This is a genomic window from Acidovorax sp. Q11 (assembly GCF_054950075.1).
The window spans coordinates 508,173-531,067 of sequence record NZ_JBUDZG010000001.1 but is presented as its reverse complement, the minus strand read 5'-3'; the positions used below and the strand labels follow the sequence as shown (position 1 = coordinate 531,067).

General features: G+C 65.5%; 24 protein-coding genes and 1 pseudogene. 9 read left to right on the top strand and 16 right to left on the bottom strand.

Features of this window, described 5'->3' with window-relative positions:
- Positions 1 to 865 precede the first annotated feature (865 nt).
- The 3 genes from ACYZGB_RS02420 to ACYZGB_RS02410 all read right to left on the bottom strand — a co-directional run bounded on the left by ACYZGB_RS02420 (position 866) and on the right by ACYZGB_RS02410 (position 2,711).
- Positions 866 to 1,066, bottom strand: coding sequence for a hypothetical protein (locus tag ACYZGB_RS02420; protein ID WP_462386608.1), 201 nt, complete (start codon positions 1,064 to 1,066; stop codon positions 866 to 868).
- Between the two features lie 159 nt (positions 1,067 to 1,225).
- Positions 1,226 to 1,429: a hypothetical protein gene (locus ACYZGB_RS02415; protein ID WP_462386607.1), complete on the bottom strand. Its 204-nt coding sequence runs from the start codon at positions 1,427 to 1,429 to the stop codon at positions 1,226 to 1,228.
- 538 nt (positions 1,430 to 1,967) lie between these two features.
- Positions 1,968 to 2,711, bottom strand: a complete 744-nt coding sequence (locus tag ACYZGB_RS02410) for a zf-TFIIB domain-containing protein (protein ID WP_462386606.1) — start codon at positions 2,709 to 2,711, stop codon at positions 1,968 to 1,970.
- 151 nt (positions 2,712 to 2,862) lie between these two features.
- Between ACYZGB_RS02410 and ACYZGB_RS02405 the strand changes: the two genes are divergently transcribed.
- The 3 genes from ACYZGB_RS02405 to ACYZGB_RS02395 all read left to right on the top strand — a co-directional run bounded on the left by ACYZGB_RS02405 (position 2,863) and on the right by ACYZGB_RS02395 (position 7,119).
- Positions 2,863 to 4,152 carry a solute carrier family 23 protein gene (locus ACYZGB_RS02405; protein ID WP_462386605.1) on the top strand — a complete coding sequence of 430 codons (1,290 nt, stop codon included), beginning with the start codon at positions 2,863 to 2,865 and terminating at the stop codon, positions 4,150 to 4,152.
- A gap of 114 nt (positions 4,153 to 4,266) precedes the next feature.
- Positions 4,267 to 5,808, top strand: coding sequence for an acetyl-CoA hydrolase/transferase family protein (locus ACYZGB_RS02400; protein WP_462386604.1), 1,542 nt, complete (start codon positions 4,267 to 4,269; stop codon positions 5,806 to 5,808).
- A 159-nt stretch (positions 5,809 to 5,967) separates the two neighbouring features.
- On the top strand, positions 5,968 to 7,119 hold the full coding sequence (locus ACYZGB_RS02395) for an ABC transporter substrate-binding protein (RefSeq protein ID WP_462386603.1): 1,152 nt from the start codon (positions 5,968 to 5,970) through the stop codon (positions 7,117 to 7,119).
- A gap of 76 nt (positions 7,120 to 7,195) precedes the next feature.
- Here the strand turns inward: ACYZGB_RS02395 and ACYZGB_RS02390 are convergent, their stop codons facing one another.
- On the bottom strand, positions 7,196 to 8,350 hold the full coding sequence (locus ACYZGB_RS02390) for an ABC transporter substrate-binding protein (RefSeq protein WP_462386602.1): 1,155 nt from the start codon (positions 8,348 to 8,350) through the stop codon (positions 7,196 to 7,198).
- 175 nt (positions 8,351 to 8,525) lie between these two features.
- On the opposite strand from ACYZGB_RS02390, the gene ACYZGB_RS02385 reads away from it, so the two are divergent.
- The gene (locus ACYZGB_RS02385) at positions 8,526 to 8,948 is read left to right on the top strand and encodes a hotdog fold thioesterase (protein ID WP_015011965.1); all 423 of its coding nucleotides are present in this window, start codon (positions 8,526 to 8,528) and stop codon (positions 8,946 to 8,948) included.
- A 201-nt stretch (positions 8,949 to 9,149) separates the two neighbouring features.
- On the opposite strand, the gene ACYZGB_RS02380 is transcribed toward ACYZGB_RS02385, so the two are convergent.
- Positions 9,150 to 9,719, bottom strand: a complete 570-nt coding sequence (locus ACYZGB_RS02380) for a cob(I)yrinic acid a,c-diamide adenosyltransferase (protein WP_462386601.1) — start codon at positions 9,717 to 9,719, stop codon at positions 9,150 to 9,152.
- 239 nt (positions 9,720 to 9,958) lie between these two features.
- Here ACYZGB_RS02380 and ACYZGB_RS02375 point away from each other — a divergent pair, with 239 nt between their 5' ends.
- A complete protein-coding gene (locus tag ACYZGB_RS02375; RefSeq protein ID WP_462386600.1) occupies positions 9,959 to 10,321 on the top strand; it encodes an EF-hand domain-containing protein in 363 nt (120 codons plus the stop codon).
- Between the two features lie 129 nt (positions 10,322 to 10,450).
- Here ACYZGB_RS02375 and ACYZGB_RS02370 read toward each other — a convergent pair whose 3' ends face one another.
- From ACYZGB_RS02370 to ACYZGB_RS02320, 11 genes and pseudogenes are all read right to left on the bottom strand, one after another.
- On the bottom strand, positions 10,451 to 11,248 hold the full coding sequence (locus ACYZGB_RS02370) for an amino acid ABC transporter ATP-binding protein (protein ID WP_462386599.1): 798 nt from the start codon (positions 11,246 to 11,248) through the stop codon (positions 10,451 to 10,453).
- Positions 11,232 to 11,885 carry an amino acid ABC transporter permease gene (locus tag ACYZGB_RS02365; RefSeq protein ID WP_462386598.1) on the bottom strand — a complete coding sequence of 218 codons (654 nt, stop codon included), beginning with the start codon at positions 11,883 to 11,885 and terminating at the stop codon, positions 11,232 to 11,234. The genes ACYZGB_RS02370 and ACYZGB_RS02365 overlap by 17 nt, the downstream gene beginning before the upstream one ends.
- A gap of 6 nt (positions 11,886 to 11,891) precedes the next feature.
- Positions 11,892 to 12,566: an amino acid ABC transporter permease gene (locus ACYZGB_RS02360; protein ID WP_462386597.1), complete on the bottom strand. Its 675-nt coding sequence runs from the start codon at positions 12,564 to 12,566 to the stop codon at positions 11,892 to 11,894.
- Between the two features lie 68 nt (positions 12,567 to 12,634).
- Entirely contained in the window at positions 12,635 to 13,456 is an 822-nt protein-coding gene (locus tag ACYZGB_RS02355; protein ID WP_462386596.1) for a transporter substrate-binding domain-containing protein, read from the bottom strand.
- Entirely contained in the window at positions 13,453 to 14,250 is a 798-nt protein-coding gene (locus ACYZGB_RS02350) for a GntR family transcriptional regulator (RefSeq protein ID WP_462386595.1), read from the bottom strand. The genes ACYZGB_RS02355 and ACYZGB_RS02350 overlap by 4 nt, the downstream gene beginning before the upstream one ends.
- Before the next feature lie 226 nt (positions 14,251 to 14,476).
- Positions 14,477 to 14,890, bottom strand: a complete 414-nt coding sequence (locus ACYZGB_RS02345) for a DUF2752 domain-containing protein (RefSeq protein ID WP_462386594.1) — start codon at positions 14,888 to 14,890, stop codon at positions 14,477 to 14,479.
- A gap of 21 nt (positions 14,891 to 14,911) precedes the next feature.
- Positions 14,912 to 15,484, bottom strand: coding sequence for a hypothetical protein (locus ACYZGB_RS02340; protein WP_055396165.1), 573 nt, complete (start codon positions 15,482 to 15,484; stop codon positions 14,912 to 14,914).
- Positions 15,485 to 15,584: 100 nt separating this feature from the next.
- Positions 15,585 to 16,223 (bottom strand): carboxylesterase family protein, encoded by a 639-nt coding sequence (locus ACYZGB_RS02335; RefSeq protein ID WP_462386593.1) that lies wholly within the window; start codon positions 16,221 to 16,223, stop codon positions 15,585 to 15,587.
- A gap of 190 nt (positions 16,224 to 16,413) precedes the next feature.
- Positions 16,414 to 17,094 (bottom strand): annotated as a pseudogene (locus tag ACYZGB_RS02330) (carboxylesterase family protein); the annotation flags it as partial.
- A complete protein-coding gene (locus ACYZGB_RS02325) occupies positions 17,091 to 18,089 on the bottom strand; it encodes a Bug family tripartite tricarboxylate transporter substrate binding protein (protein ID WP_462386592.1) in 999 nt (332 codons plus the stop codon). The pseudogene ACYZGB_RS02330 and the gene ACYZGB_RS02325, both read right to left, overlap by 4 nt.
- A gap of 67 nt (positions 18,090 to 18,156) precedes the next feature.
- Complete coding sequence (locus ACYZGB_RS02320) at positions 18,157 to 18,843, bottom strand: TetR/AcrR family transcriptional regulator (protein ID WP_462386591.1); 687 nt, start codon at positions 18,841 to 18,843, stop codon at positions 18,157 to 18,159.
- A gap of 170 nt (positions 18,844 to 19,013) precedes the next feature.
- Between ACYZGB_RS02320 and ACYZGB_RS02315 the strand changes: the two genes are divergently transcribed.
- From ACYZGB_RS02315 to ACYZGB_RS02300, 4 genes are all read left to right on the top strand, one after another.
- Complete coding sequence (locus ACYZGB_RS02315) at positions 19,014 to 20,438, top strand: FAD-binding oxidoreductase (protein ID WP_462386590.1); 1,425 nt, start codon at positions 19,014 to 19,016, stop codon at positions 20,436 to 20,438.
- Between the two features lie 236 nt (positions 20,439 to 20,674).
- Complete coding sequence (locus tag ACYZGB_RS02310) at positions 20,675 to 21,043, top strand: DUF1801 domain-containing protein (RefSeq protein ID WP_462386589.1); 369 nt, start codon at positions 20,675 to 20,677, stop codon at positions 21,041 to 21,043.
- 305 nt (positions 21,044 to 21,348) lie between these two features.
- Entirely contained in the window at positions 21,349 to 22,098 is a 750-nt protein-coding gene (locus ACYZGB_RS02305) for a hypothetical protein (protein ID WP_462386588.1), read from the top strand.
- Between the two features lie 39 nt (positions 22,099 to 22,137).
- A complete protein-coding gene (locus ACYZGB_RS02300; RefSeq protein ID WP_462386587.1) occupies positions 22,138 to 22,878 on the top strand; it encodes a metallophosphoesterase family protein in 741 nt (246 codons plus the stop codon).
- The last annotated feature ends 17 nt before the right edge of the window (positions 22,879 to 22,895 follow it).

Genomic DNA, 22,895 nt, shown 5'->3' with positions numbered 1-22,895 from the left:
TGCAGGTCAATGGCTGCGTACAGTGTCATGTCGGTCTCCTTCGGGGGCTTGCCCGCTTGATCTGGAAACCAAACGGTAGGCCCGTGAACGGGGATCGACAACTCGGGCTAGATGATTCTTCAGGTCTCAATACTGTTTAGCTATGTGGATGGGAATCCCATGTCATTTATTGATCCGGAAGGATTGCAGGCATATATGTGTGCAGCCGGCTTACCTGCTTGGTGCCCGCCAGTTAAACCGCCATCACCATCGGCACCTCCAGAAAGCCCTTCCTGTGACTGTGATAATGCTCTTCGAATGTGCAAACGCATGGTGGACTTGCTGCCTGCTTGGTTTGTTCCAGCAGGGGCAGGATCTAAGATCGTCACCGTTGTTGGAGGAGCCGGAGCTGCAGGTGCGGCTGGACTTAATGAAGATCTAAAACGAGGCTGCGAGAACGGCTATAAGCAATGTAAGAGTCGGTGTGAACCAATTTGCAAACCATGATTCGATATATATTATTTCTAATTTTATGCACCATCTCTGTTATCAATATTGATATTGATAATATTGCCTCGATGATTGGAATATTTTTCCCGATAGCAATTTTGATGATTGCGTGGGATTTGAGCAAGCTGCAGAAGAAAGTAGATAGCATTAATGATGAGAATTTACTTATCAAGACTAGAATCGAGGCCCTGGAGCAGGGGGGGAGCCATCAAAATAAAAGGTAGCCTGAGTCTAAATCCGAGGCACGCGGGGCATAGGGATCAAGCCTTGACTTTTTTCTAATTCACGAAAGGGGGATTCAAGACTGAAATGCAACCCGCCCCGCACATGCTGGCTTGTAGCTGCCCAAGACTCCTAAATTGATAGCTATCCACACTTACTCATCAGGCGGAAACGCCCAATTTGACTCAAAGCCAGCAAGACCAACGGCCTGCTGGGCCTTGAGCAGTCCGCTGCCGCCGGAGGCAACAGCGCCGCAGGCAAACCCGCAAGCACCAAGAACCTGAACAACCTGCTGGCCGATGACGGCGACGACAACAAGCACACCCAGGGCGAACAGCCCGGCCTTATCCAGCAACTGCTCAACTTCTTCTTCAGCAAGCTCTGGAGCCCCGCCACCAGCGATGCCGAGAAGCTGGGCTGGACCTTCGGGTATTCGAGGCGCTGCTCAACCCGCGCTGCACTGCGAGGCCTTGAGCGCGCGCGCAGCGCCATGACACACCAGGGTGTACCGGCCTCAGCCACTCACTGAAGCCGTGGCTTGTTCAAACACAAACCCCAAAGCGCGGATCTCGTCCTCGCTCATATGCACCTCTATCAGCTCTGGCTGCCTCGCTTCGACTGCGCGGCGACGCTCATAGTTGGTGGGAGGGCCACTGTCGATCTGGCGGCGATCTTTGCCGCTGCGCCGCTCCGCGCTTCTTCTGTGTTCGACGGTCATGCTGCTGGTGGGTTGATTGGGATGAGTGTTTGGATGTGTCTTGGAGACTCCCCTTTGCGCCATTTGGCTGAGCCCCATGCAACGCCTTGTCGTTTCTTGGCGGCCTGCAACGGGTCGGGAAGTGCGATTTGAAAGATACCTCTGCCCAACACCTGTGAGAAGGAGGCATGACATTTGTTGACGATCTGCGCCGCCGGAACATGTCAACGATGTGAAGCTAGCTGTCGCATCCCGAAGCGGAGGATTCAAGCTGAATTGCAATGCGCCCTGCATCAGCAGGCAGCTGTTAAAAACTCCTAAATTGATAGCTATTGACGCTTATCCAGCAGGCGGCAACGCCCAATTTGGCGCTCAAAACGGCAAGGCCAGCCCGGCTGCTGGGCTTTGAACAGACCGCGCACACCACGGGGGAAGGGGCAGACGCCCCCCAAAGCAAACACGCCCACAACGCCCTGGGCCAGCGCGTATTCAAGACCGAGAGCCGCTGACCGCGCCACAGGCAAGCCCGCCAACGGCTTGGAAGGTCTGGGCGCCCGCGCTAGTTCTTCACCAACGCCCACACCAGCGCCACCCCCGCCGCCACCAGGTCGCCCGTGAATGAGCTGTCGTCGGCGCTGCTGGTGCTGGTGAATGCACGCTTTTGCCGCTCGCGTTCGGCGCGGCTGCGGTCGCGTTCCAGGGCCACCAGGGCGTCGCCGATGTCTACCGGGGTGGCGGGGTGGGCAGCGCGCTGGCTGCTGGCCTTGGCGTAGCCCTCCATGGCGCGCACCACGGCGTCGGGGTCGATGAGGGAGAACGCTGCGCGGCAGTAGGGGCAGGCGTGGTCCTTGCGGATGTCCACGGGGGCGCCGCAGCTGGTGCAGTAGATGGCGCCCACGCGTTTGGCCAGGTCGTCGATCTCGGGGCGCGTCATGTGGCGCACAAAGCCTTTTTCGACCATGAAAGACGAGAAGGTGCTGAAGCGGCCATGCAGGCGCCCGCAGCGGTAGATCATGTAGCGGCCGCTGCGCACCACGTCAAAACCTTTGGCCAGGCTGGTGTTGCAGCGCGGGCAGGCCATGCGTTCTGCCAGGGGCTGGTGCTGGTCGGTGCGGTGTTCATGCAGCAGACGGAACAGCTCGACCACCGACTGGGGCGCGAGCTTGAGGTTTTCGTGCCGGTCGAACCACAGGCCCTGGCAGGCAAAACAGATGTCCAGCTCCAGCGAGTGCCCCTGGTTGCTGGTGAAACGGTGTACCTCCATGGGTTGGCGGCAGGAGGGGCAGGAAGGCAGAGGGTGCATGGCGGCGGTGCCTGTAGGAGGCAGAGCGGGGATTGGTCCAAATGCTAACCCGGCGCAAGGCGGGCGGTCGCCTGGCGAATGACGCGCAGGCTCAAGGCAACGCCATGCCCATCCACTAGCATTCGCGCCTCAACAACAAGGAACCAACAACATGGGATTCATGAACTGGCGCGCAAAAAGCGCCGATGTGCTGCAACAAGGCGGGGTGATTGCGCCCGACGAGCGGCTGCCCTGGCCGCAGACGGCGGTGATGGGCGTGCAGCACGTGATTGCGATGTTTGGCGCCACGGTGCTGGCGCCCATCCTGATGGGCTTTGACCCGAACGTGGCGATCTTGATGAGCGGCGTGGGCACGCTGATCTTCTTCCTGGTCACGGGCGGCAAGGTGCCCAGCTACCTGGGGTCGAGCTTTGCGTTCATTGGCGTGGTGATTGCGGCCACAGGCTATGCGGGCCAGGGGCCCAATGCCAACATTGCCGTGGCGCTGGGCGGCATCATCGCCTGCGGTTTGCTCTACACGCTGATTGGCGTGCTGGTGCAGGCGGTGGGCACGGGCTGGATCGAGCGCTTCATGCCGCCCGTGGTCACGGGCTCGGTGGTGGCGGTGATCGGCCTGAACCTGGCGGGCATCCCCATCAAGAACATGGCGGCCAGCAACTTTGACAGCTGGATGCAGGTGGTGACCTTTGTGAGCGTGGGCCTGGTGGCCGTGCTCACGCGCGGCATGGTGCAGCGCCTGCTGATTCTGGTGGGCTTGATCGTGGCGAGCATCATCTATGCGGTGCTGACCAATGGCCTGGGCCTGGGCAAGCCGATGGACCTGGCCGCGCTGGCCAACGCCGCATGGTTTGGTTGGCCCAACTTTGCTGCGCCGGTGTTCGAAGCCAATGCCATGCTGCTGATTGCGCCCGTGGCCATCATCCTGGTGGCCGAGAACCTGGGCCACATCAAGGCCGTGACGGCCATGACGGGCCAGGACCTGGACCGCTACATGGGCCGCGCGTTCATTGGCGATGGTGTGGCCACCATGGTGAGCGGCGGCGCGGGCGGCACGGGCGTGACGACCTATGCCGAGAACATTGGTGTGATGGCGGCCACCAAGATCTATTCCACCGCCGTGTTTTTGCTGGCGGGCGTGTTTGCGCTGGTGCTGGGCTTCAGCCCCAAGTTCGGCGCGCTGATCCAGACGATTCCGCTGCCGGTGATGGGCGGCGTGTCCATCGTGGTGTTTGGCCTGATTGCGGTGGCGGGGGCCAAGATCTGGGTGGACAACAAGGTGGATTTTTCGCAGAACAAGAACCTGATCGTGGCGGCCATCACGCTGATCCTGGGCACGGGCGACTTCACGCTCAAGTTCGGCCAGTTTGCGCTGGGCGGCATTGGCACGGCCACGTTCGGGGCGATCCTGCTGTACGCCTTGCTCAATCGCAAAGCCCGATGAAGTTTGTAAGGGTTAACCCTTAATTTGTAAGCAACAAAGGCTAGCATCCTGGCTTTGTTCCGGGCCGTTCGCCTGCGAGGCGCACGGCCCTTTTCTTTTTGCGGAGCCTGTTCCATGTCCCTGGCCGATCGGGTGCTGTACCCCGACTTTCTCTCCCGCACGATGTCTGCCGACGAGGCGGCCGCGTTGATTCCTGCCGGTGCCCATGTGGGCATGAGCGGATTCACCGGCGCGGGCTACCCCAAGGCCGTGCCCGGCGCGCTGGCGCGCCGCATCGAGCGCCTGAACGCGCAGGGCCATGGCTTCAAGATCGGCCTGTGGACGGGCGCCAGCACCGCGCCCGAGCTGGACGGCGCGCTGGCCCAGGTGGACGGCATCGAGATGCGCTTGCCCTACCAGTCCGACCCCACGGTGCGCCGCCAGATCAATGCGGGGCACATGCAATACGTGGACATCCACCTGTCGCACGTGGCGCAGTTTGTGTGGTTTGGCTTTCTGGGCAAGCTCGATGTGGCGGTGGTCGAGGTGGCGGGCGTGTTGCCCGACGGGCGGCTGATTCCCTCGTCCTCGGTGGGCAACAACAAGACCTGGCTGGACCAGGCCGACAAGGTGATCCTGGAAGTGAATGCCTGGCACAACCCGGGGCTCGAAGGCATGCACGACATCTACTACGGCACCGATGTGCCGCCACACCGCAAGCCCATTCCGATGACGCGGCCCGACGAGCGCATTGGCGAGCCCTACCTGCGCTGCGACCCGTCCAAGGTGATCGCCGTGGTGGTGACGAACCAGCCCGACCGCAACAGTGTCTACGCCGCACCCGACGACACCTCCAACCGCATTGCGGGCCACATCATCGAATTTTTGCAGCACGAGGTGAAGAAGGGCCGCCTGCCCCAGGACCTGCTGCCGCTGCAGTCGGGCGTGGGCAACATCGCCAACGCGGTGCTGGCGGGGCTGAACAACGGCCCGTTCGAGAACCTCACGGCCTACACCGAGGTGCTGCAGGACGGCATGCTGGACATGCTGCGCTCGGGCACGCTCGCCAGCGCATCGGCCACCGCCCTGTCGCTGAGCCCGGCGGCCATGCAGGATTTCAACGAGCGCATCGACTTCTACAAGCAGCGCATCGTGCTGCGCCCGCAGGAGATCAGCAACCACCCCGAGCTGATCCGCCGCATGGGCCTGATCGCGATGAACGGCATGATCGAGGCCGACATCTACGGCAATGTGAACTCCACCCACATCATGGGCTCGGCCATCATGAACGGCATCGGCGGCTCGGGCGACTTTGCGCGCAACGCCTACCTGTCGATCTTCATGACACCCTCGCTGGCCAAGAACGGCAGCATCTCCTGCATCGTGCCCATGGCCTCGCATGTGGACCACACCGAGCACGATGTGCAGATCCTCGTGACCGAGCAGGGTTTGGCCGACCTGCGTGGGCACTCGCCCTCGCAACGGGCGCAGATCATCATCGACCGCTGCGCGCACCCGGACTTTCGCCCTGCGCTGCACGACTACGTGGCCCGGGCGAAGAGGGGCGCAGTGGGCCAGCACACGCCGCACCTGCTGAATGAAGCGTTGTCGTGGCACCAGCGGTATGTGGAGACGGGCGATATGCGTCTACCAGCAGCCCTTTCGAGCCCCGCGTAGAGGGCGCCGCCAGAGACGCCCCGTCCATGTGCAGCTGACAGCTAATTGGCAGTTTGGGCAGATAAAATTAGGGTTAACCCTGTATTCATCAACCTCCCTAGTCACCCTCCGCCATCCCCTGCCCGGGGCTGGTGAGTTTTTTTCTGCCCGTTTTTCACCATGCAACGCCGTCAATTCACCCAATCCCTCGTGGCCGCCAGCACCGGCCTGCTGCTTGCTACTTCATCGCGCGCCGTGGGCGTGCAAGACCCCATGGATGCCAAGAGCGTGACCATTGGCTGCTCGCTGGGCACCAGTGGCGCGCTGGCCAGCCTGGGCAAAGAGCTCAAGCAGGGGCTGGATGCAGGCATTGCACAGGCCAATGCCAAGGGCATCCACGGCCGCGAGATCAAGCTGCTGGCCATGGACGATGGCTACGACGCCGCGCGCTCTGAAGACAACGTGCGCAAGCTGATTGCCGATGCCAATGTGGTGTCGCTGATCTCCTGCATGGGCACGGCCAACAACCAGCGCATCCTGCCGCTGGTGGACGAGGCCCAGATCCCCTACGTGGCGCCCCAGAGCGGCGCCTCGTCGCTGCGCAAGGCCGAGTACCGCTCGGTGTTCCACGTGCGCGCCAGCTACGCCGACGAGGCCCAGCGCCTGGCGCAAAAGCTGGTGTCCATGGGCATCACCGAGCTGGCCGTGGTGTACCAGGACACGGCCTTTGGCCGCGAGTTTCTGGCCGACGTGAGCAAGGCCCTGGCTGCGGCCAAGCAGCCCGCGCCCAAGGCCTTCAAGCTCGATGCACAAGGCGCGCAGGTGGCCGACGTGGTGGGCAAGGCCGTGGCCGCCAAGCCCAATGCGGTGCTGCTGGGCACGGCTGGCGACATCACCGCCACGCTGGTCAATGAGTTCAAGAAGGTCTCGCCCAGCACGCCGCTGGCCGCCACCAGCGTGGCGCTGTCGGGTGACAACCTGCGCCAGCTGGGTGGCAAGGCCTCGGGCATTGCGCTGTCCATGGTGCTGCCCGACGCGGCCCGCACCAGCGTGGCCTTGGTGCGCGACTACCAAAAAGCCATGCGATCCCTGGGTTTCCAGGAGTTCTCTTCACGCAGCTTTGAAGGCTATGTGAACGCCCGCGTACTGACCGAAGGCCTGGAGCGCACTGGCCGCGACCTGACCCGCGCCAAGCTGCGCAACGCTCTCGCAGGCATCCGCAGCAATGACCTGGGCGGCCTGTCCATCGACTACGCAGGCGGCGCGCCCTATGTGGGATCGCGTTATCTGGACCTGGGCGTGATGGGCGCCAACGGCCGCTTTATCGGCTGATCGGCTGAACAACCTGGGCGGGGCCAACCCGCCGCAGCTTGCCGCGCCCGGCGCCGGGCGCGGCCGGGCAGAGAAATCAGCCTAGGAAGCGGCCCGCGCCGTTGAGCACCCCAAGGTCGATGAAGCGCGAGCCCACAAAAGGTGACTGGCCGCTGTAATCGACCACAAAACCGCCCATGTCCCAGTTGCGAATGCCCGCCAACGCATTGCGCAGCTTGGCGCGGCTGGGGTCCGAGCCCGCGCGCTCCAGACCCTCGGCCAGCACGCGCGTGTTGACGTAGGCCTCCAAGCTGCCGAGCGTCAAGTCCTGCTGGCCCTTGGCGCGCATGGCAGCCTGGTAGTCGCGTACCAGCTGGGTCTTGGCACGGTTGGGGTCGGGCATGACCATGGTCACGGCAATGCCGCTTCCTGCATCGCCCAGCTGCTTGAGGCCGTCGCTGGTCAGCGTAGCGCTCACCCCGGCCATCAGCACGCCCGGCACGGTTTTCTTGACGCCGCGCACCAGCTCCACCGAGGCCGCGCCCGCCGTGGCCAGCAGCACGGCGGCGGGGCGGGCCTCGGTCACCTTGGCCAGCACATCGGCCAGATTCTTGCCATCAGTGGCGAGTGCGGCCTGGACGGTGGGCTTGATGTTCTGCTCGGCCAGCGAGCGCGTGGCGTCTTCCAGCATCTCGCGGCCATAGCCGTTGTCCAGGTACACCACACCAATGCCTTTGAGCCCCATGCCCGCCAGGCGCTGCACCAGGCGGCGCACCTCGTCGGTGTAGCTGGCGCGCACATGGAACACGTTGCGCCCGCCCTTGCGCAGCGAAGACGCACCCGTGAGCGGCGCCACATAAGGGATGCCGGCCTCTTCGATCAGCGGCAGGATGGCCGTGTTGTTGGGCGTGCCCACGCAGGACAGCAGCGCAAAGGCGCTGCCCTGGCCAATCATCTGCTTGACGTTGTCGGTGGTGCGCTGGGGCACATAGCCGTCGTCCACCATGTTGAACTGCAGCGTGCGGCCATGCACGCCGCCCCGGCCGTTGATGTGCGCGAGCGCCGCTTCGGCGCCCTGCTTGATGTCCTGCCCAAAGCCCGCCAGCGGGCCGCTGAGCGCGGCCGAGCAGCCGATGGTCAGCGTCTTGCCGGTGATGCCGCCCTCTTGCGCCCATGCGTTGCGCATGAAGACGGGGGCAGCCAGGACGGCCGTGGTGTGGGAGGCAAGGGTGACAAACTGGCGACGCTGCATGATGGGAAACCGACTCCGGGAAAAAGCACAATGCACAACCCGGGCATGCAGATGAGACACTCAATGCATGCTGACCCGGCAAGCCGCCGACCCCCGGGGGAATCCGGCATTCTATGGAGCCGAAGCGCCGCGCAGTAGTGTGCTGCCTCTACCCCGCCCCCTTTTCGAGACCGCCATGCCCATCTGGAAAAAACCCATCGATCTGGCCCTGCTGAAGGCCGCCAACCGCAACACCGCCGTAGAGCACCTGGGCATCGAATTTGTCGAGGTGGGTGACGACTTTCTGCGCGCCCGGGTGCCGGTGGACCACCGCACCATCCAGCCTTTTGGCCTGCTGCACGGCGGCGTCAGTGTGGTGCTGGCCGAGTCCATGGGCTCCACAGGCGCCTACTATGCCCTGCCCGAAGGCTACCGCGCCGTGGGCCTGGACATCAACGCCAACCACCTGCGCTCTGCCACCAGCGGCTGGGTGACCGGCACAGCCAAGCCTGTGCACATCGGCCGCACCACGCATGTGTGGCACATCGATCTGCACAACGAAGCGGGCGAGCTGACCTGTGTGTCGCGGCTGACGATGGCGATCCTCGCGCCCCGGTAGAGGGCTTCCCCCTGAGCGGCTGCGCCGCTTCCCCCTTCTCTCGAATCGCTGGCGCGATTCGAGAGAAGGGGGACGATGCCCTCGCTGCGGGGCGGCCCTTGCTCGGCATCCCTGGCCCTGGGGCGCGCCGGTTTCAAACGGCTGGTGGAAATTTGAGTGAAATTGGCCGCTACCGCTCGACCATCATGCCTTGATAGCTATTTATTCAGTAGCATTCTGCTGTGCCAAGCGCTCGCTTTTCCAGTACACATCGTCGCCGCCGTCCATGCGGTTGAGCACGCGGGCGAGCACGAACATCAGGTCGGAAAGGCGGTTGAGGTACTGGCGCGGGGCGTCGTTCAGGGCCTCTTCGTTGCCCAGGGCGACCACGGCGCGTTCAGCGCGGCGGGCCACCGTGCGGCAGATGTGCGCCTGGGATGCAGCGCGTGTGCCTGCGGGCAGGATGAACTCCTGCAGACGCGGCAGCGCGGCGTTGTGGTGGGCCAGGGCGTCGTCCAATGCCAGCACCGCATTGGCCTTGAGCAATTCAAAGCCCGGAATTGACAGCTCGCCACCCAGGTTGAACAGCTGGTGCTGCACCTCGACCAGCAGGGTGCGGACGTCATCGGGCATGGGCTCGCACAGCAGCAGGCCGATGTGGGAATTGAGTTCATCCACATCCCCCATGGCGTGGATGCGCAAGCTGTTCTTGGAGACGCGCTGGTTGTTGCCCAGGCCCGTGGTGCCTGCGTCGCCGGTGCGTGTGGCGATCTGTGAGAGTCGGTTGGCCATGGCGGTGCCTTGCTGAAAACGTGGAAGAAAGAGAAGCGTGATTCTCCGCCAGCCGCGCCACATGGCTATTGTGCTACGTCTTGGCACATCCCGGCCACACAACAACACACAACGCGCCCCCACCGTTACATGGCGCAGGCAAATGTTGGCCCAGGCAACAGCAGGCAAGAGTGCTGGCGTGTGCGGCCTGGCTGCGGTGCAATGAAACCCTGTTCAACTTCGAAGGAGCTTCGCTTCCCATGAAAGCACTGCAACGACGCACTTATTCGTTCGACACCCGCAGCGTGATGCTTTTTGCGGCCCTCTCCCTGGGCGGCATGGGTGCATTGCATGCGCAGACCGCCGCGTCTTCGTCTCCCCCGCAGTTAGGCCCCCAAAGCAAGGGCACGACCCAGTCGGGCGCGGGTTTCACCGTCGGGCCCAGCGGCAACGCCACCACGGCTGCTGCGGCCTTTGAACGGGCCGACACCAACAAGGACGGCCAGTTGAGTGCGCAGGAAGCCGCCACCCTGCCTGCCATCAGCCAGCGCTTCAAGGAGCTGGACACCGACAAGAACGGTGCGCTGTCACGTGCCGAGTTCGACAAGGGCGTTCAATCCTGACCTCGTTCCACAGCCCGCGCTGAGCCTCGCACCAGCGCGGGTGCAACTACCCAACGCAAGGCCTGCCTGCGCCGGATCTCCAGGGCGTGGGCAGGCCTTTGCGCTTTTCTCGCGTTCTGCGCAGCCCGGTCAATCGTGCAGCGACGACAAGAACTGCTGCAGCTCCGGCGTCTGCGGATTGCCAAACAGCGCGGCGGGCGCTCCGGTCTCGTGCACCCGCCCCTGGTGCATGAAGATCACACGGTCGCTCACCTTGCGGGCAAACGCCATCTCGTGTGTGACCATCATCAGCGTCATGCCTTCTTGCGCCAGCGACTCCACCACGCGCAGCACTTCGCCCACCAGTTCGGGGTCCAGCGCCGAGGTGATCTCGTCGCACAGCAGCACCTGCGGCTCCATGGCCAGCGCGCGCGCAATGGCCACGCGCTGTTGCTGCCCGCCCGAGAGCTGGTCGGGCATGGCGTCAAACTTTTCAGCCAACCCCACGCGCGCCAAAAGCTGACGCGCCTGCGCCTCGGCCGCCTTGGCATCGCGCGCCTTCACCAGCGTGGGCGCCAGCATGATGTTGCGGCCCACAGAGAGGTGCGGAAACAGATTGAAGCTCTGGAAGATCATGCCCACCTGCTGGCGCAGCGCGCGCATGGCGGCGGGGCTGTCGTGCAGCAGCTTCTGGCCGTTGACGCTGAGGGCGCCTTCCTGGAACTCCTCCAGCCCGTTCACGCAGCGCAGCAACGTGCTCTTGCCCGAGCCACTCTTGCCGATGATGGCGATGACCTCGCCGCGCTGCACTTTCAGGTCAATGCCCTTGAGCACCTCGTTGCTGCCATAGGACTTGCGCAGGGCCGTGATGTCCACGATGGGCGGTTCGCCCACCGCAATGCCGTCGTGCGCAGCAGCGCGGGTTGTTGGATCAATGGCGGTTGCCATGGAGTTTCCTTTCAAGCGACTGCGCCACCAAACTCACTGGGAAGCACAAAACAAAGTACAGCAGGGCGACACAGGCGTAGACGAGGAAGGGCTGGTAGGTGGCGTTGGAGATCATGCTGCCCGCCTTGGTCAGCTCGACAAAACCAATCACCGAAGCCAGCGCCGTGCCCTTGATCACCTGCACCAGAAAACCCACCGTGGGCGGCACCGCAATGCGCAGTGCCTGCGGCAGCACCACATGGCGCAGCTGCTCGCCAAAGTTGAGCGCCAGGCTCTGCGCTGCCTCCCACTGGCCCTTGGGGATGGAGGCCACACAGCCGCGCCAGATCTCGGTGAGGTAGGCGCTGGTGTAGAGCGTCAGCGCCACGGCCGCGGCCGTCCATGGTGAGGTCTTGATGCCAAAAAGCGCAATGCCGAAGTACGCCAGGAACAGCTGCATGAGCAGCGGCGTGCCCTGGAACACCTGCACATAGGCGCTCACCGCGCGGTCCACGCCACGCACTTTGGACAGGCGCAGCACCAGCAGCACCAGACCTACCAGACCGCCACCGATGAACGCGATGAGAGACAGGGATACCGTCCAGCGCGCTGCCAGCAGCAGGTTGCGCAGGATGTCCCACAGAGAGAACTCGACCATGGCGGCTTACCTCCCGACCAGGAAACGTGCACCCGCCCACATCAGCAGGCGGCGGGTGAGCATGGACAGCACCAGGTACACGGCAGTGGTCAGGATGAAGGCCTCGAAAGCGCGGAAGGTGTTGCTGGAGATGAGGTTGGCGGCGTAGCTCAGCTCGGGTGTGGAGATCTGCCCGCACACGGCCGATCCCAGCATCACGATGATGATCTGGCTGACCATGGCGGGCCACACCTTTTGCAGCGCGGGCGGCAGCACCACGCGCCGGAAGGTCTGGCCCGGCGTCAGCGCCAGGCTGTGCGCGGCTTCGATCTGGCCGCGTGGCGTGGCCTCGATGCCCGCGCGGATGATCTCGGCCGAGTACGCGCCCAGGTTGATCACCATGGCCAGCACGGAGGCGAACTCGGGCGAGAGCTTGAGCCCCAGCGCGGGCAGCCCGAAGAACAGGAAGAACAGCTGCACGATGAAAGGCGTGTTGCGCACCAGCTCCACATAGCTGGCCACGGCCCAGCGCAGCGCAGTGGGCCGGTGGCCCAGGTTGCGCGCACGCGCCCAGGCGCAGACCGTGCCCAGCAGCAGGCCCAGCACGGTGCCCACAATGGTGAGGGCTATGGTCCAGGCCACGCCACGCACCAGCAAAGGCCACGACGCGAGGACGGCAGAAAAATCGAGCGCAATCAGCATGCTTGTGCCCTGCGCCGCTTGTCGCGCCGCAGGCCCTTGGGTTTCAGCAATTCATCCTGTACGCAGCATCACAGGGGCAGATCGCCCGCAGGGCGGCCCAGCCACTTGCTGGACATCTTGTCGATGTCGCCGGATTTGCGCGCCTCGGCAATGATTTCGTTCACACGCAGCCGCAGCTTGTCCTCGCCCTTGGCCACGCCGATGAAGTTGGGGCTGTCTTTCAGCAGCAGCTTGTATTCGGTCTGCAGGTTGGGGTTCTTGACCATGATGGTGCCGGCCGTGGAGGCGCTGGTGGCAATGGCCTGCGTCTGGCCCGACACGAAGGCCGAGATGCTGGCCGCGTGGTCTTCAAAACGCTTCACGTCCACGCCGGGAGGCGCGACCTTGGCCAGCTCCTGGTCTTCCATGGCGCCACGGGTCACGGCCACGCTCTTGCCCGTGAGGTCGGCAAAACTCTTGATGTTCAGGCTCTTGCTCGCAAACACGGCCTGGAAGAACGGTGCGTAGGCCGCAGTGAAGTCGATCACCTTCTCGCGCTCGGGGTTCTTGCCCAGCGTGGAGATCACAAGGTCTGCCTTCTGCGTTTGCAGGTACGGGATGCGGTTGGCGCTGGTCACGGGGATCAGCTCGACCTTCACGCCCAGCTTGGTGGCGATGTAGTTGGCCATCTCCACGTCCAGGCCCTGGGGCTTGAGGTCGGTGCCGACAAAGCCGTAGGGCGGGTAGTCGGTGGGAATGGCGATCTTGATTTCCTTGGCCTTGAGGATGTTGTCCAGCGCGTTCTGCGCGTGGGCGGCGGGCGCCATCACGGCCGCAGACAGGCCTGCGGCGGCGAACACGCCCAGGGTCAGGCGGCGGGTGGACGAGGTGACGGTGCGGACGGTGGTCATAGCAGGGCTCCTAGGTAGGTGGATGCGTCGGCAGGGGCGTCTGGGTCAGACGCTGGGGGGGTGGAACTCTTGGGGGTGGCGCGGGGCTTGCGCGCGCGAGCCGGTGGGGTGGCTTGTGCGGGGCTCTTGCGCACCGGTGCCAGCGCGTCGCGCAGCCCGGCCAGCGGATCGCTGCTGGCCTGCAGGCGCAGGGCCGACTGCACCGTGCCGATGTGCTCGGACATCAGCGCTTCGGCGCGGGCAATGTCGCCCGCCTCCAGCGCCTCGACGATGCGCACGTGGTCGGCGCAGCTCTGCGCCGCATCGTGCGACGACTGGTAGAGCATGGCGATGAGCGTGGTGCGCGCCGTGAAGTCGCGCAGCGTGTCGGCCAGCAGGCTGTTGCCCAGGCACTCGGCCAGGCACACGTGGAAGTCGCCCAATAGAAAGCTGCGCATGCCCACGTCGGTGCCCGCCAGCGCGGCCTTTTCGCGCTGCAGATGGCTTTTGAGCTGGCGCAACGCGGCCTTGTCCACCACCTTGAGCTGGTGCAGCAGGCCCAGTTCGATCACGCGGCGCGCCTCGAAAGCCTCGCGCGCTTCGTCTTGCGAAGGCTCGATCACGTACCAGCCACGCCGGGCGCTGACGGTGACGATGCCCCGCGTGGCCAGCCGCGTGAGCGCCTCGCGCACGATGGTGCGACTGCAGTCGAACAGCATGGCCAGTTGCTGCTCGCCCAAGCGGGAGCCGGGCGCGAGTTTTTGCGCCATCACGGCTTCGATGATGCGGTTGCTGATCTCGGTGGCGGTGGTCATTGCCTGCGGTTACGCAGGTTCCGTGCCAACTGGTATACAAGCCGAATGCACCAGTCTGGCGCACGGATGCTGTGCACCGGGCGGTTCCCTGGCACCACGGACACGCGCCTTTGCATGCAAGTGGTGCGCGCACATCACAAGCGGTGCACGCGCGTACCCGAAAAGCTGGAAGGGAATTGAGAGAGAGAGAGAGAGAAAAGAACGAGAAAGAAGGCTGCGCACCCGGCTACGCCAGACTCGTAAAGCGCAGCAGCCAGGGCAGCAGCAATCCACCGCCCACCGCCACCGGCACTGCCGGATGCCACCACGGCCAGCGCACCGTGCGGCGGTGGCCCAGCGTGCCTTCCACCACCGCCTGGCCCGCCAGCAGCACCAGCCACACCAGCAACAGCACCGCGCCCGGGTTGGCGGCCCAGGCGGCCGCCCAGTCGCCCTGCACCAGCGCCGCACACGCATGTGTGCCGCCACACAGCGGGCAGGGCACGCCCGTCAGCGCGCGAAACCCGCAGCCCAGGCCCAGCCCGCCCTGCCCCAGCCACCAGGGCGTGGCGGCCATGGCCAGTGGCCAGCCCAGGCCGAACGCCAGCCGCAGCCGCCGAGCGTTCCCGTCCAGCGGCAGCCAGGCGGGCGATCTGCTCACCGGCACCACTACAGGCCCGGGTCAGAGGGGAGGGAGTGCCACCGGTTCATCGCCCACCAGCTGGCGCGCCATGTAGTAGGAGCCGATGGTGGACAGCGGCAGCGTCAGCAACGCGCCCACCCCGCAGAGCAAAAAGCCCAGCGAACCCACGATGCCCAGCACCAGTGAACAGAAAAACGCCGAGCCCAGGTTCTTCGTCACGATGCTCCAGGCCTGGTTGAAGGCAGCCACACCATCGCGCTCGCCGCGCGCCACGAGGAACAGCGCCACCGGGGGCAGCGCCATGACCAGCAGGCCGGGGATGAAACACAGCATGAAGCCCAGCGACACCACCAGCGAGCTGATGAGCCCGGCCACGAACGCGGGCACAAAGTCGTCAAAGCCCCGGAAGATGTCGCCGATCTGCACCGCCTCGCCACGCGCCTCGCGCTCGATCATGCGCATGTAGCCCACCACCATGGGCCCGGCCAGCAGGCCCGCGCTGATGCTGGCCACCACCATCACCAGCAAGGTGCACACCACATGGGTGATGGCGTTGTTCTTGAAGATGCCCCAGGCACCCGACAGGCAATCCCCCACATTGGCTGAAGCCATGGCAACCCCCTCTGTTTGAAGTCGTCAGAAAGACGCCAAACCAGTGTAGCGAGCCGCCGCTCCGGCATCTACCTCTGCAGCCACCTCGGCGGCTACTTTGTCAAAGAAGACCGTCCCACAGCGAGAGCCGCACAGGCTCCGGGTGGGGGGCACACGCAGGCGACGCCGCATCGAACCGCTGGACCAGCGGTTGCACGCCCGCATGCGCCGCCCATCCAGGGTCGCCCCTTTGTGCAAACGCCACCCAGTGCCGGTGCATGGTTGCGGCCAGCGCGGCGGGTGGCCTGGGCCCTGTCAGTTCCTGCCCCGTGGCGGTGTGGAGGTTGCCGAACACAAACGGCAGCTCCACCCCATGCGCCGCCCCCAGGAGCCCCCGCCACTGCGGCGAAGGCCAGGCGAATTCGTAGGCATGGGCACCGCGGGCCCAGCGGCTGGCCAATGCGGCAATGCGCTGGGCGGGCACGCGGTAGTAGAAGTCAGACTGCAGGGCACACAACAGCTCGCCGGGCTTTTGGTGTGTGGGCGGCAATGTGGTGCGCAGGGCCTGCACCGCGTCCGCGCCCAACCCCACCTCCTGCGCAAAGGCCAGCACCTGCGCCTCGGTCACGCGGTCCATCGCGCCGCCCGGCACGTGGTACAGGCGCATCTCCTCGGCATTGCTGCCCACCAGCACCTGCAAGTCTGGCGGGTGCGCCGCCCACTGCTGCGCCAGCGCCTGCAGCGGCGATGCAACAAGCACCTGCCCGTCCACCACGGGCCGCAGGGGAAAGAAGTTGCGGATGCCCAGGCCGTGTTGCTGCCGCAGGGCCGGGTCTGCCGCGATGCGGTGCACCGCGTGCAGCACCCAGCGCAGCCAGAGAGGGCGCCACCCCCACCAGTGCGGCCACGGCGCGGCGTGCAGCGGCGGCCTCTTGCAGCGTCTGGCAGGCCACGCTCGGGCTTTGCAAGATGGCGCGCAACAAGAGCCCACGCGATGCGGGCATGCCCAGCACACAGGCCAGTGCGCCCGCACCGGCCGACTGGCCGAACACCGTGACCTGCGCCGGGTCGCCGCCCCAGGCGGAGATGTGCTCGCGCACCCATTGCAGCGCGGCCAACAGGTCCAGCAGGCCGCGATTGGCGGGCGCTGCACCGCCTGGCGAACCAGCCTCAGCCTCGTCCTCGAAATGCAGGAAACCGTCGATGCCCAAACGGTACTGCAGCGACACAAACACCACGCCCTGGCGCGCAAACGACGCCCCGTCGTACAACGGCTCGCTGGCCGCGCCGCGAAAGAACCCGCCGCCATGCACCCACACCATCACGGGCAGGCGGGCGCCGGGCTCTGCAGGCGGGGCCCATACGTTCACGGCCAGGCAGTCTTCGCCCCCCAGCATGGGCGCATCCGCACGCGCGGTGCGGGGCAGCTGCGGTGCCATCGGCGCAAACTCGGTGGCATCGCGCACGCCAAGCCACGGCGATGCAGGCACCGACGCCGCAAACCGCAGCGCGCCGCTCGGCGCCTGCGCATACCGCACACCCCGGAACACACGCACACCCTGCTCCCACAGGCCGCGCAGCTGCCCGCCATGGGGCAGCGTGACCAGCGGCGCCGCTGTGCTCGCATTCATTCCGTGGCCAGGCCCAGCTTGTCGATCAGCGGGCGCCACACGGCCGCATCGCGGGCCGCCCAGGTGCGGGCATCGCCGGGTGCGGAAGTGGTCAGCGTGACGTTCATGGCTTCCAGGCGGGACTTGTACTGCGCATCACCACCACGGCATTTTTCGGTGACGGCATTGAGCCGGTTCAGCAGCTCGGGCGGCGTGCCTGCCTTGGCCACCACCGCAATCCACGCGGGGCGCGCCAGATCGCTGGCGGCGGGCAGGGCCTCGGCGATGGTGGGCACATCGGGCAGCAGCGCCGAGCGCTGGGCACCGAACAGCGCCAGCGGCACCAGCTTGCCCGCCTTGACCTGCGCCGCCGCCGTGCCAATCACCAACGTCATCGCATGGATCTGCTGGCCCATGAGCGCAGTCAGGCCCGCACCCTCGCCCACAAAGGGCACATGGGTGCCGGGCACGCCCAGCTTGTCCACCAACGCCGAGGTGAGCAGGTGCGCAGGGCTGCCTTTGCCTGGTGAGCCAAAGTTGATCCCGCCGGGCGTGGACCGCGCCAGCTTCTGCAGGTCAGCCAGGCTGGCGATGCCCATGCCGGGCGGCACGGCCAGAACCAGGGGCGATGTGCCCAGCACGGCCACACCGTCAAAGTCGTGTTGCGGGTCATACGGCGGCTGCTTGTAGACATAGGGCGTGATCGTCATCTGCGACATGCCGATGCTCAGCAGGTTGTAGCCGTCCGCGGGCTGGGACTTGAGGTAGTTGATGGCCAGGATGCCATTAGCCCCGGGCTTGTTCTGCACCACCACGGCCTGGCCCAGCTCGCGCGCGGCGCAGTCGGCCCACACGCGCGTCATCGCGTCCGAGCCGCTGCCGGGCGGTTGCTGGGCGATGAGCTGGATGGGCTTGGTCGGATAGCCGCCCGGCTGCTGCGCCAGGGCGCCACCGGCCAGGCAAACGAGTGCGGCGAGCGCGAGGAGGCGCGGAGCGCGCGTGGAAGCCGAAGTCATGGTGTGTCTCCTGGTGATGTTTTAAGCGAGGGATGCCTGATCGGCGCGGCGTGCAGGCAAAGACGGGTCAGCGGCGGCGCGTGCGCACCTTCGCGGGCGTGGCCGCAGAGGCTGCTGCGGCCTCGCACCGGGTGGCGATCCAGTCGGCCAGGCAGGCCAGCTGCGCCTGCTGGACAGCATCGGGCGCTGATGGCTGTGCTGGCGCAAACAGTTGCAGCATCCCCAGCCCGCGCAACGACGACAACACCAGGCCCAGCAGACCATCGCGGTCGGGTTCTGCCGCCAGCTCGGGGAAGGCCGTGAAGAAGCCTTCGTGCATGCGCGCCTGCACACTCTGGCGCAGCTCGGCAATGTGGCCCAGCACCTCGGGCTGGTTGCGGCAGCCCAGGTAGATGTTCCAGGCCACGATGAAGCGCGGCTGCGCATAGACCAGGCTCCACACCGCCTGCACAAACTTCGCGGCCCGTTCGCGCGCGGGCAGCGCGGGGCTGGGCCAGAGTTCGCCCGAGCGCACGGTGGACTCGATCAGCTCGCTCAGCACATTCATCATCAGCACCGCCTTCGACTCGAAGTGGTGCTGCACCGCGCCCGAGGTCATGCCCGCCGACTTGGCCAGCTCGTGGATGGACATCTCCTCCAGGCTGCGGTGCTGGATCACGTCGATGGCCGTGGCGATCAGGTGCTGGCGGGTGGCGGCGCTGCGCTCGGCATGGGTGCGGCGCACCCCGGCCCTGGGGGAAACACGGTGGTTCATGGCGCTTTCACAATATACATTTCGAACGTAATGTATTTATGCAGACCCCGACCAACAAGCCCGTGAATACCCGCATCCCCGCACAGGCCCAAGTTGGATCACCCAGAGCCCTTGCACGGGGCCGAACCTAGAATGCTTCTCACTGATCGCACCCACCGGAGACAGACACCATGAACGCCCCCACCGCTGCCGCCCACCTGCTGCCCGAAATCAAACTGCGCGACGTGCCCCAGGCCCTCATCGATGCGCTGCAGGCCCGCTTTGGCGCGCAGTGCTCGCTGGCCCAAGCCGTGCGCGAGCAGCACGGGCGCGACGAAGGCTCGCTGCAGGCCCCGCCGCCCAGCGCCGTGGTGTTTGCCGAAAGCACGCAGGATGTGGCCGATGCGGTGAAGCTGGCCAGCCAGTACGAAGTGCCTGTGATCCCCTACGGCGTCGGCTCGTCGCTCGAAGGCCACCTGCTGGCCGTGCAGGGCGGCATCAGCATCGACGTGAGCCGCATGAACCAGGTGCTGAGCATCAACGCCGAAGACCTCACGGTGACGGTGCAACCCGGCATCACGCGCAAAGCGCTGAACGACGCCATCAAGGACACGGGCCTGTTCTTCCCCATCGACCCCGGCGCCGACGCCAGCATTGGCGGCATGTGCGCCACGCGCGCCAGCGGCACCAACGCCGTGCGCTACGGCACCATGCGCGAGAACGTGCTGGCGCTGGAGGTGGTGACCGCCAGCGGCGAAGTCATCCACACCGGCACCCGCGCCAAAAAGAGCAGCGCGGGCTACGACCTGACCCGCCTGATGGTGGGCAGCGAAGGCACGCTGGGCATCATGACCGAGATTACCGTGCGCCTGTACCCGCTGCCCGAGGCAGTAAGCGCCGCGATCTGCTCCTTCCCCAGCATCGAAGCGGCCGTGCGCACCACCATCCAGACCATCCAGATCGGCGTGCCGATTGCACGTGTGGAACTCATCGACCACCACACCGTGCGCATGGTGAACGCACACAGCAAGCTCAATCTGCGCGAAGAACCCATGCTGCTCATGGAGTTCCATGGCTCGCCCGCCAGCGTGAAGGAGCAGGCCGAAATGGTGCAGGACATCGCCAGCGAATTCGGCGGCCAGGCCTTCGAATGGGCCAGCACGCCCGAAGAACGCACCCGCCTGTGGACCGCGCGGCACAACGCCTACTTTGCGGCCGTGCAAAGCCGCCCCGGCTGCCGCGCCATCAGCACAGACACCTGCGTGCCCATCAGCCGCCTGGCCGACTGCCTGCTCGAATCGGTGGATGAGGTGGAAGCCAGCGGCATCCCCTACTTCCTCGTCGGCCACGTGGGCGACGGCAACTTCCACTTCGGCTACCTCATCGACCCCAACAGCGCCGAAGAACGCACCAAGGCCGAGGCCATGAACCACACCCTGGTTGCCCGCGCCCTCAGCATGGGCGGCACCTGCACCGGAGAGCATGGCGTGGGCATCCACAAGATGGGTTTTTTGCTGGACGAGACCGGCACGGGCGCGGTGGACATGATGCGCGCCATCAAGCGGGCACTGGACCCGAAGAACATCCTGAATCCGGGGAAAATCTTCGCCCTGTGATTGCTATTTTATTTATAGCTACAAACACAATACCATCAGGCGCAGAAGGCCATTTATTCTAATATTCTTGGCAGCGCATGGAGGGCCGCTGGATTTTCCTGCCAACCGGCTCTCCACGCTTAGGAGCTGCGGCGTCTCTCCCGCCCCTCGGATCGCGACGGGCGCCCCCTGCTGCCACCCCGTTGTCAGCAGCTTCGCCTAAGCTGCGCCCTGTCCGCAGCCCTCACACATGCTCCATGGCCACACGCTCTGTCTCCGCATTGCTTGAAGACATCCGCTTCCTCGGAGAAACCCAGTACGCCATCGTGCAGGCCGTGCGCGCCCTGGTGCTGCAGCCGCCTTTTGAAGCGCCCACCGAAGAGGTGAAGTACGGCGGCCTTCTGTTTGCCGCGCAGGGGGTGTCGTTCTGCGGCGTGTTCGCCTACCAGGCGCATGTGTCGGTGGAGTTCGGACAGGGCGCGCGCATCAGCGACCCCTTCGACCACCTGGAGGGCGCGGGCAAGGGGCGCAGGCACCTCAAACTGCGCTCCGTAGACGACCTGGCGCACAAGCAGCTGGCGCAGTACCTGCCGCTGGCGCTGGCGGCGGCGCAGGAAAACGCCTAGGGCCCCTCTGCACGAATCGAGTGGCAAGTGTGCGCTGCGGATCGGGATGGGCTGCAAGACGCAAAACGCAGCAATGGCCGTAGCTATTGCGAGTATTTGCAACGCCGCAGACCGCCCGGGGCCACAGATGCACACGGCGCGGTGATTCGTGCGGAGGGTCCCTAGGGGTCGCAGCCCGCCCCTGTTCCATTTTTCCATGCTGGATCGGCGGGCAAAAGTCACAAACTCCGCTGGAGTGGTACGGGCATCAGCACCCTTTCTGGCATAAGGTGGGCGACCCGGCCCCATTTATTGCTCCGCCTGCCATGCACACTGTCATCCGCCCTCTGGTCCTGTTTATCGCCCTCGCGGGCGGCTTGTTTTTTAGCGCACTGCTCACAGCGTCGCTGGCCCGGCCCGCATGGGTTGAGCAGACGGCCCGCACCATGATCCGGGTGCAGATCGAGAAAAAGACCGGCGAGCAGATCGCGGCGCTGGATGCTCGCTTTCTTGATGGCAAGGCCCGCGCACTGCTGCGCGAAGGTGAACGCGAGATCGCTGCCGCGCGCAGGGCGCTGACCGATGGCCTGCCCGCGCGCATCGCGGCCATCGCCGCCGAGATGGGCATCCCCGACTGTGAATGCCGCAAACGCCATGCCGAGCGCGCGCAACTGCGGTTGGGCAGCCTGCAGCAGATGCAGGCGCAACTCTCAGACCTCATCCGCACGCAGTACCTGGACACGGCCGACCAGCTGCTGCGCGAGCTGCGCATCTTCAGCGGCGCCAACGCGCTGGCCTTTGCCCTGCTGGGTGTGGCCGCCTTGCGCCGCCCCGACGCCCGCCTGCAGCTGCTGCCCGCCACGGCCACCCTGCTGCTGGCCACCCTGGCCACCAGCGGGATGTATCTGTTCGGCCAGAACTGGTTGCACACCATCGTCTTCGGCGACTACATGGGCTGGGCGCTGCTGGGCTACATTGCGCTGGTCTACGCATGGCTGTGCGACCTGCTCTTCAACCGGGCGCAGCTGACAGCGCACCTGCTCAGCAGCGCGGGCGGCGCCGTATCACCGTGTTGACCCCCCACCCGTAGCCCACCCACCCCCTCCTTTTTTCCCATGCGCATCGCTTTTGTCTCCGACATCCACGGCAACCTCGCGGCCCTTGAAGCCGTGGCGGCCGACATCGCCCGGCATGGTGCCGACCGCGTGGTGAACCTGGGCGACAACCTCTCGGGCCCGCTGCTGCCACGCGAGACGGCGCAGTGGCTCATGGCGTCAGACTGGCTCTCGCTGGCAGGCAACCACGAGCGCCAGGTGCTGCAGCTGCGCCCGGGCCACGGCGGCCCATCGGACCAGTACGCGCATGCGCAGCTCACCGAGGCGGAGTTCACCTGGATGCGCAGCCTGACGCACACCCTGCGCCTTAACGAAGACGTGCTGCTGTGCCACGGCTCGCCGCGCAGCGACCACGAATACCTGCTTGAAACGCTGGACGGCCCCACGCTGCGCGCCGCGACCCCGGCCGAGATCGATGAGCGCCTGTCAGGGCAATACGCACCGCTGATTGCTTGCGGCCACACCCATGTGCCACGCCAGGTGCGGCTGGGGGCGGGCATCTTGCTGGTCAACCCCGGCAGCGTGGGCCTGCAGGCCTATGGCGACGACCACCCTGTGGCGCACAAGGTAGAGAACGGCACGCCGGATGCGTGTTACGCCATCGCGGAGCGCACAGCCCAGGGCTGGCAGGTGGTGCACCACCGGGTGCCTTACGACCACGAGCCCATGGCGGTACTGGCGCAAAGGAACGGCAGGCCGGAGTGGGCCCACGCGCTGCGCACGGGCCTCATGCCGGTGTGAGAGCCTGTTCAAAGACA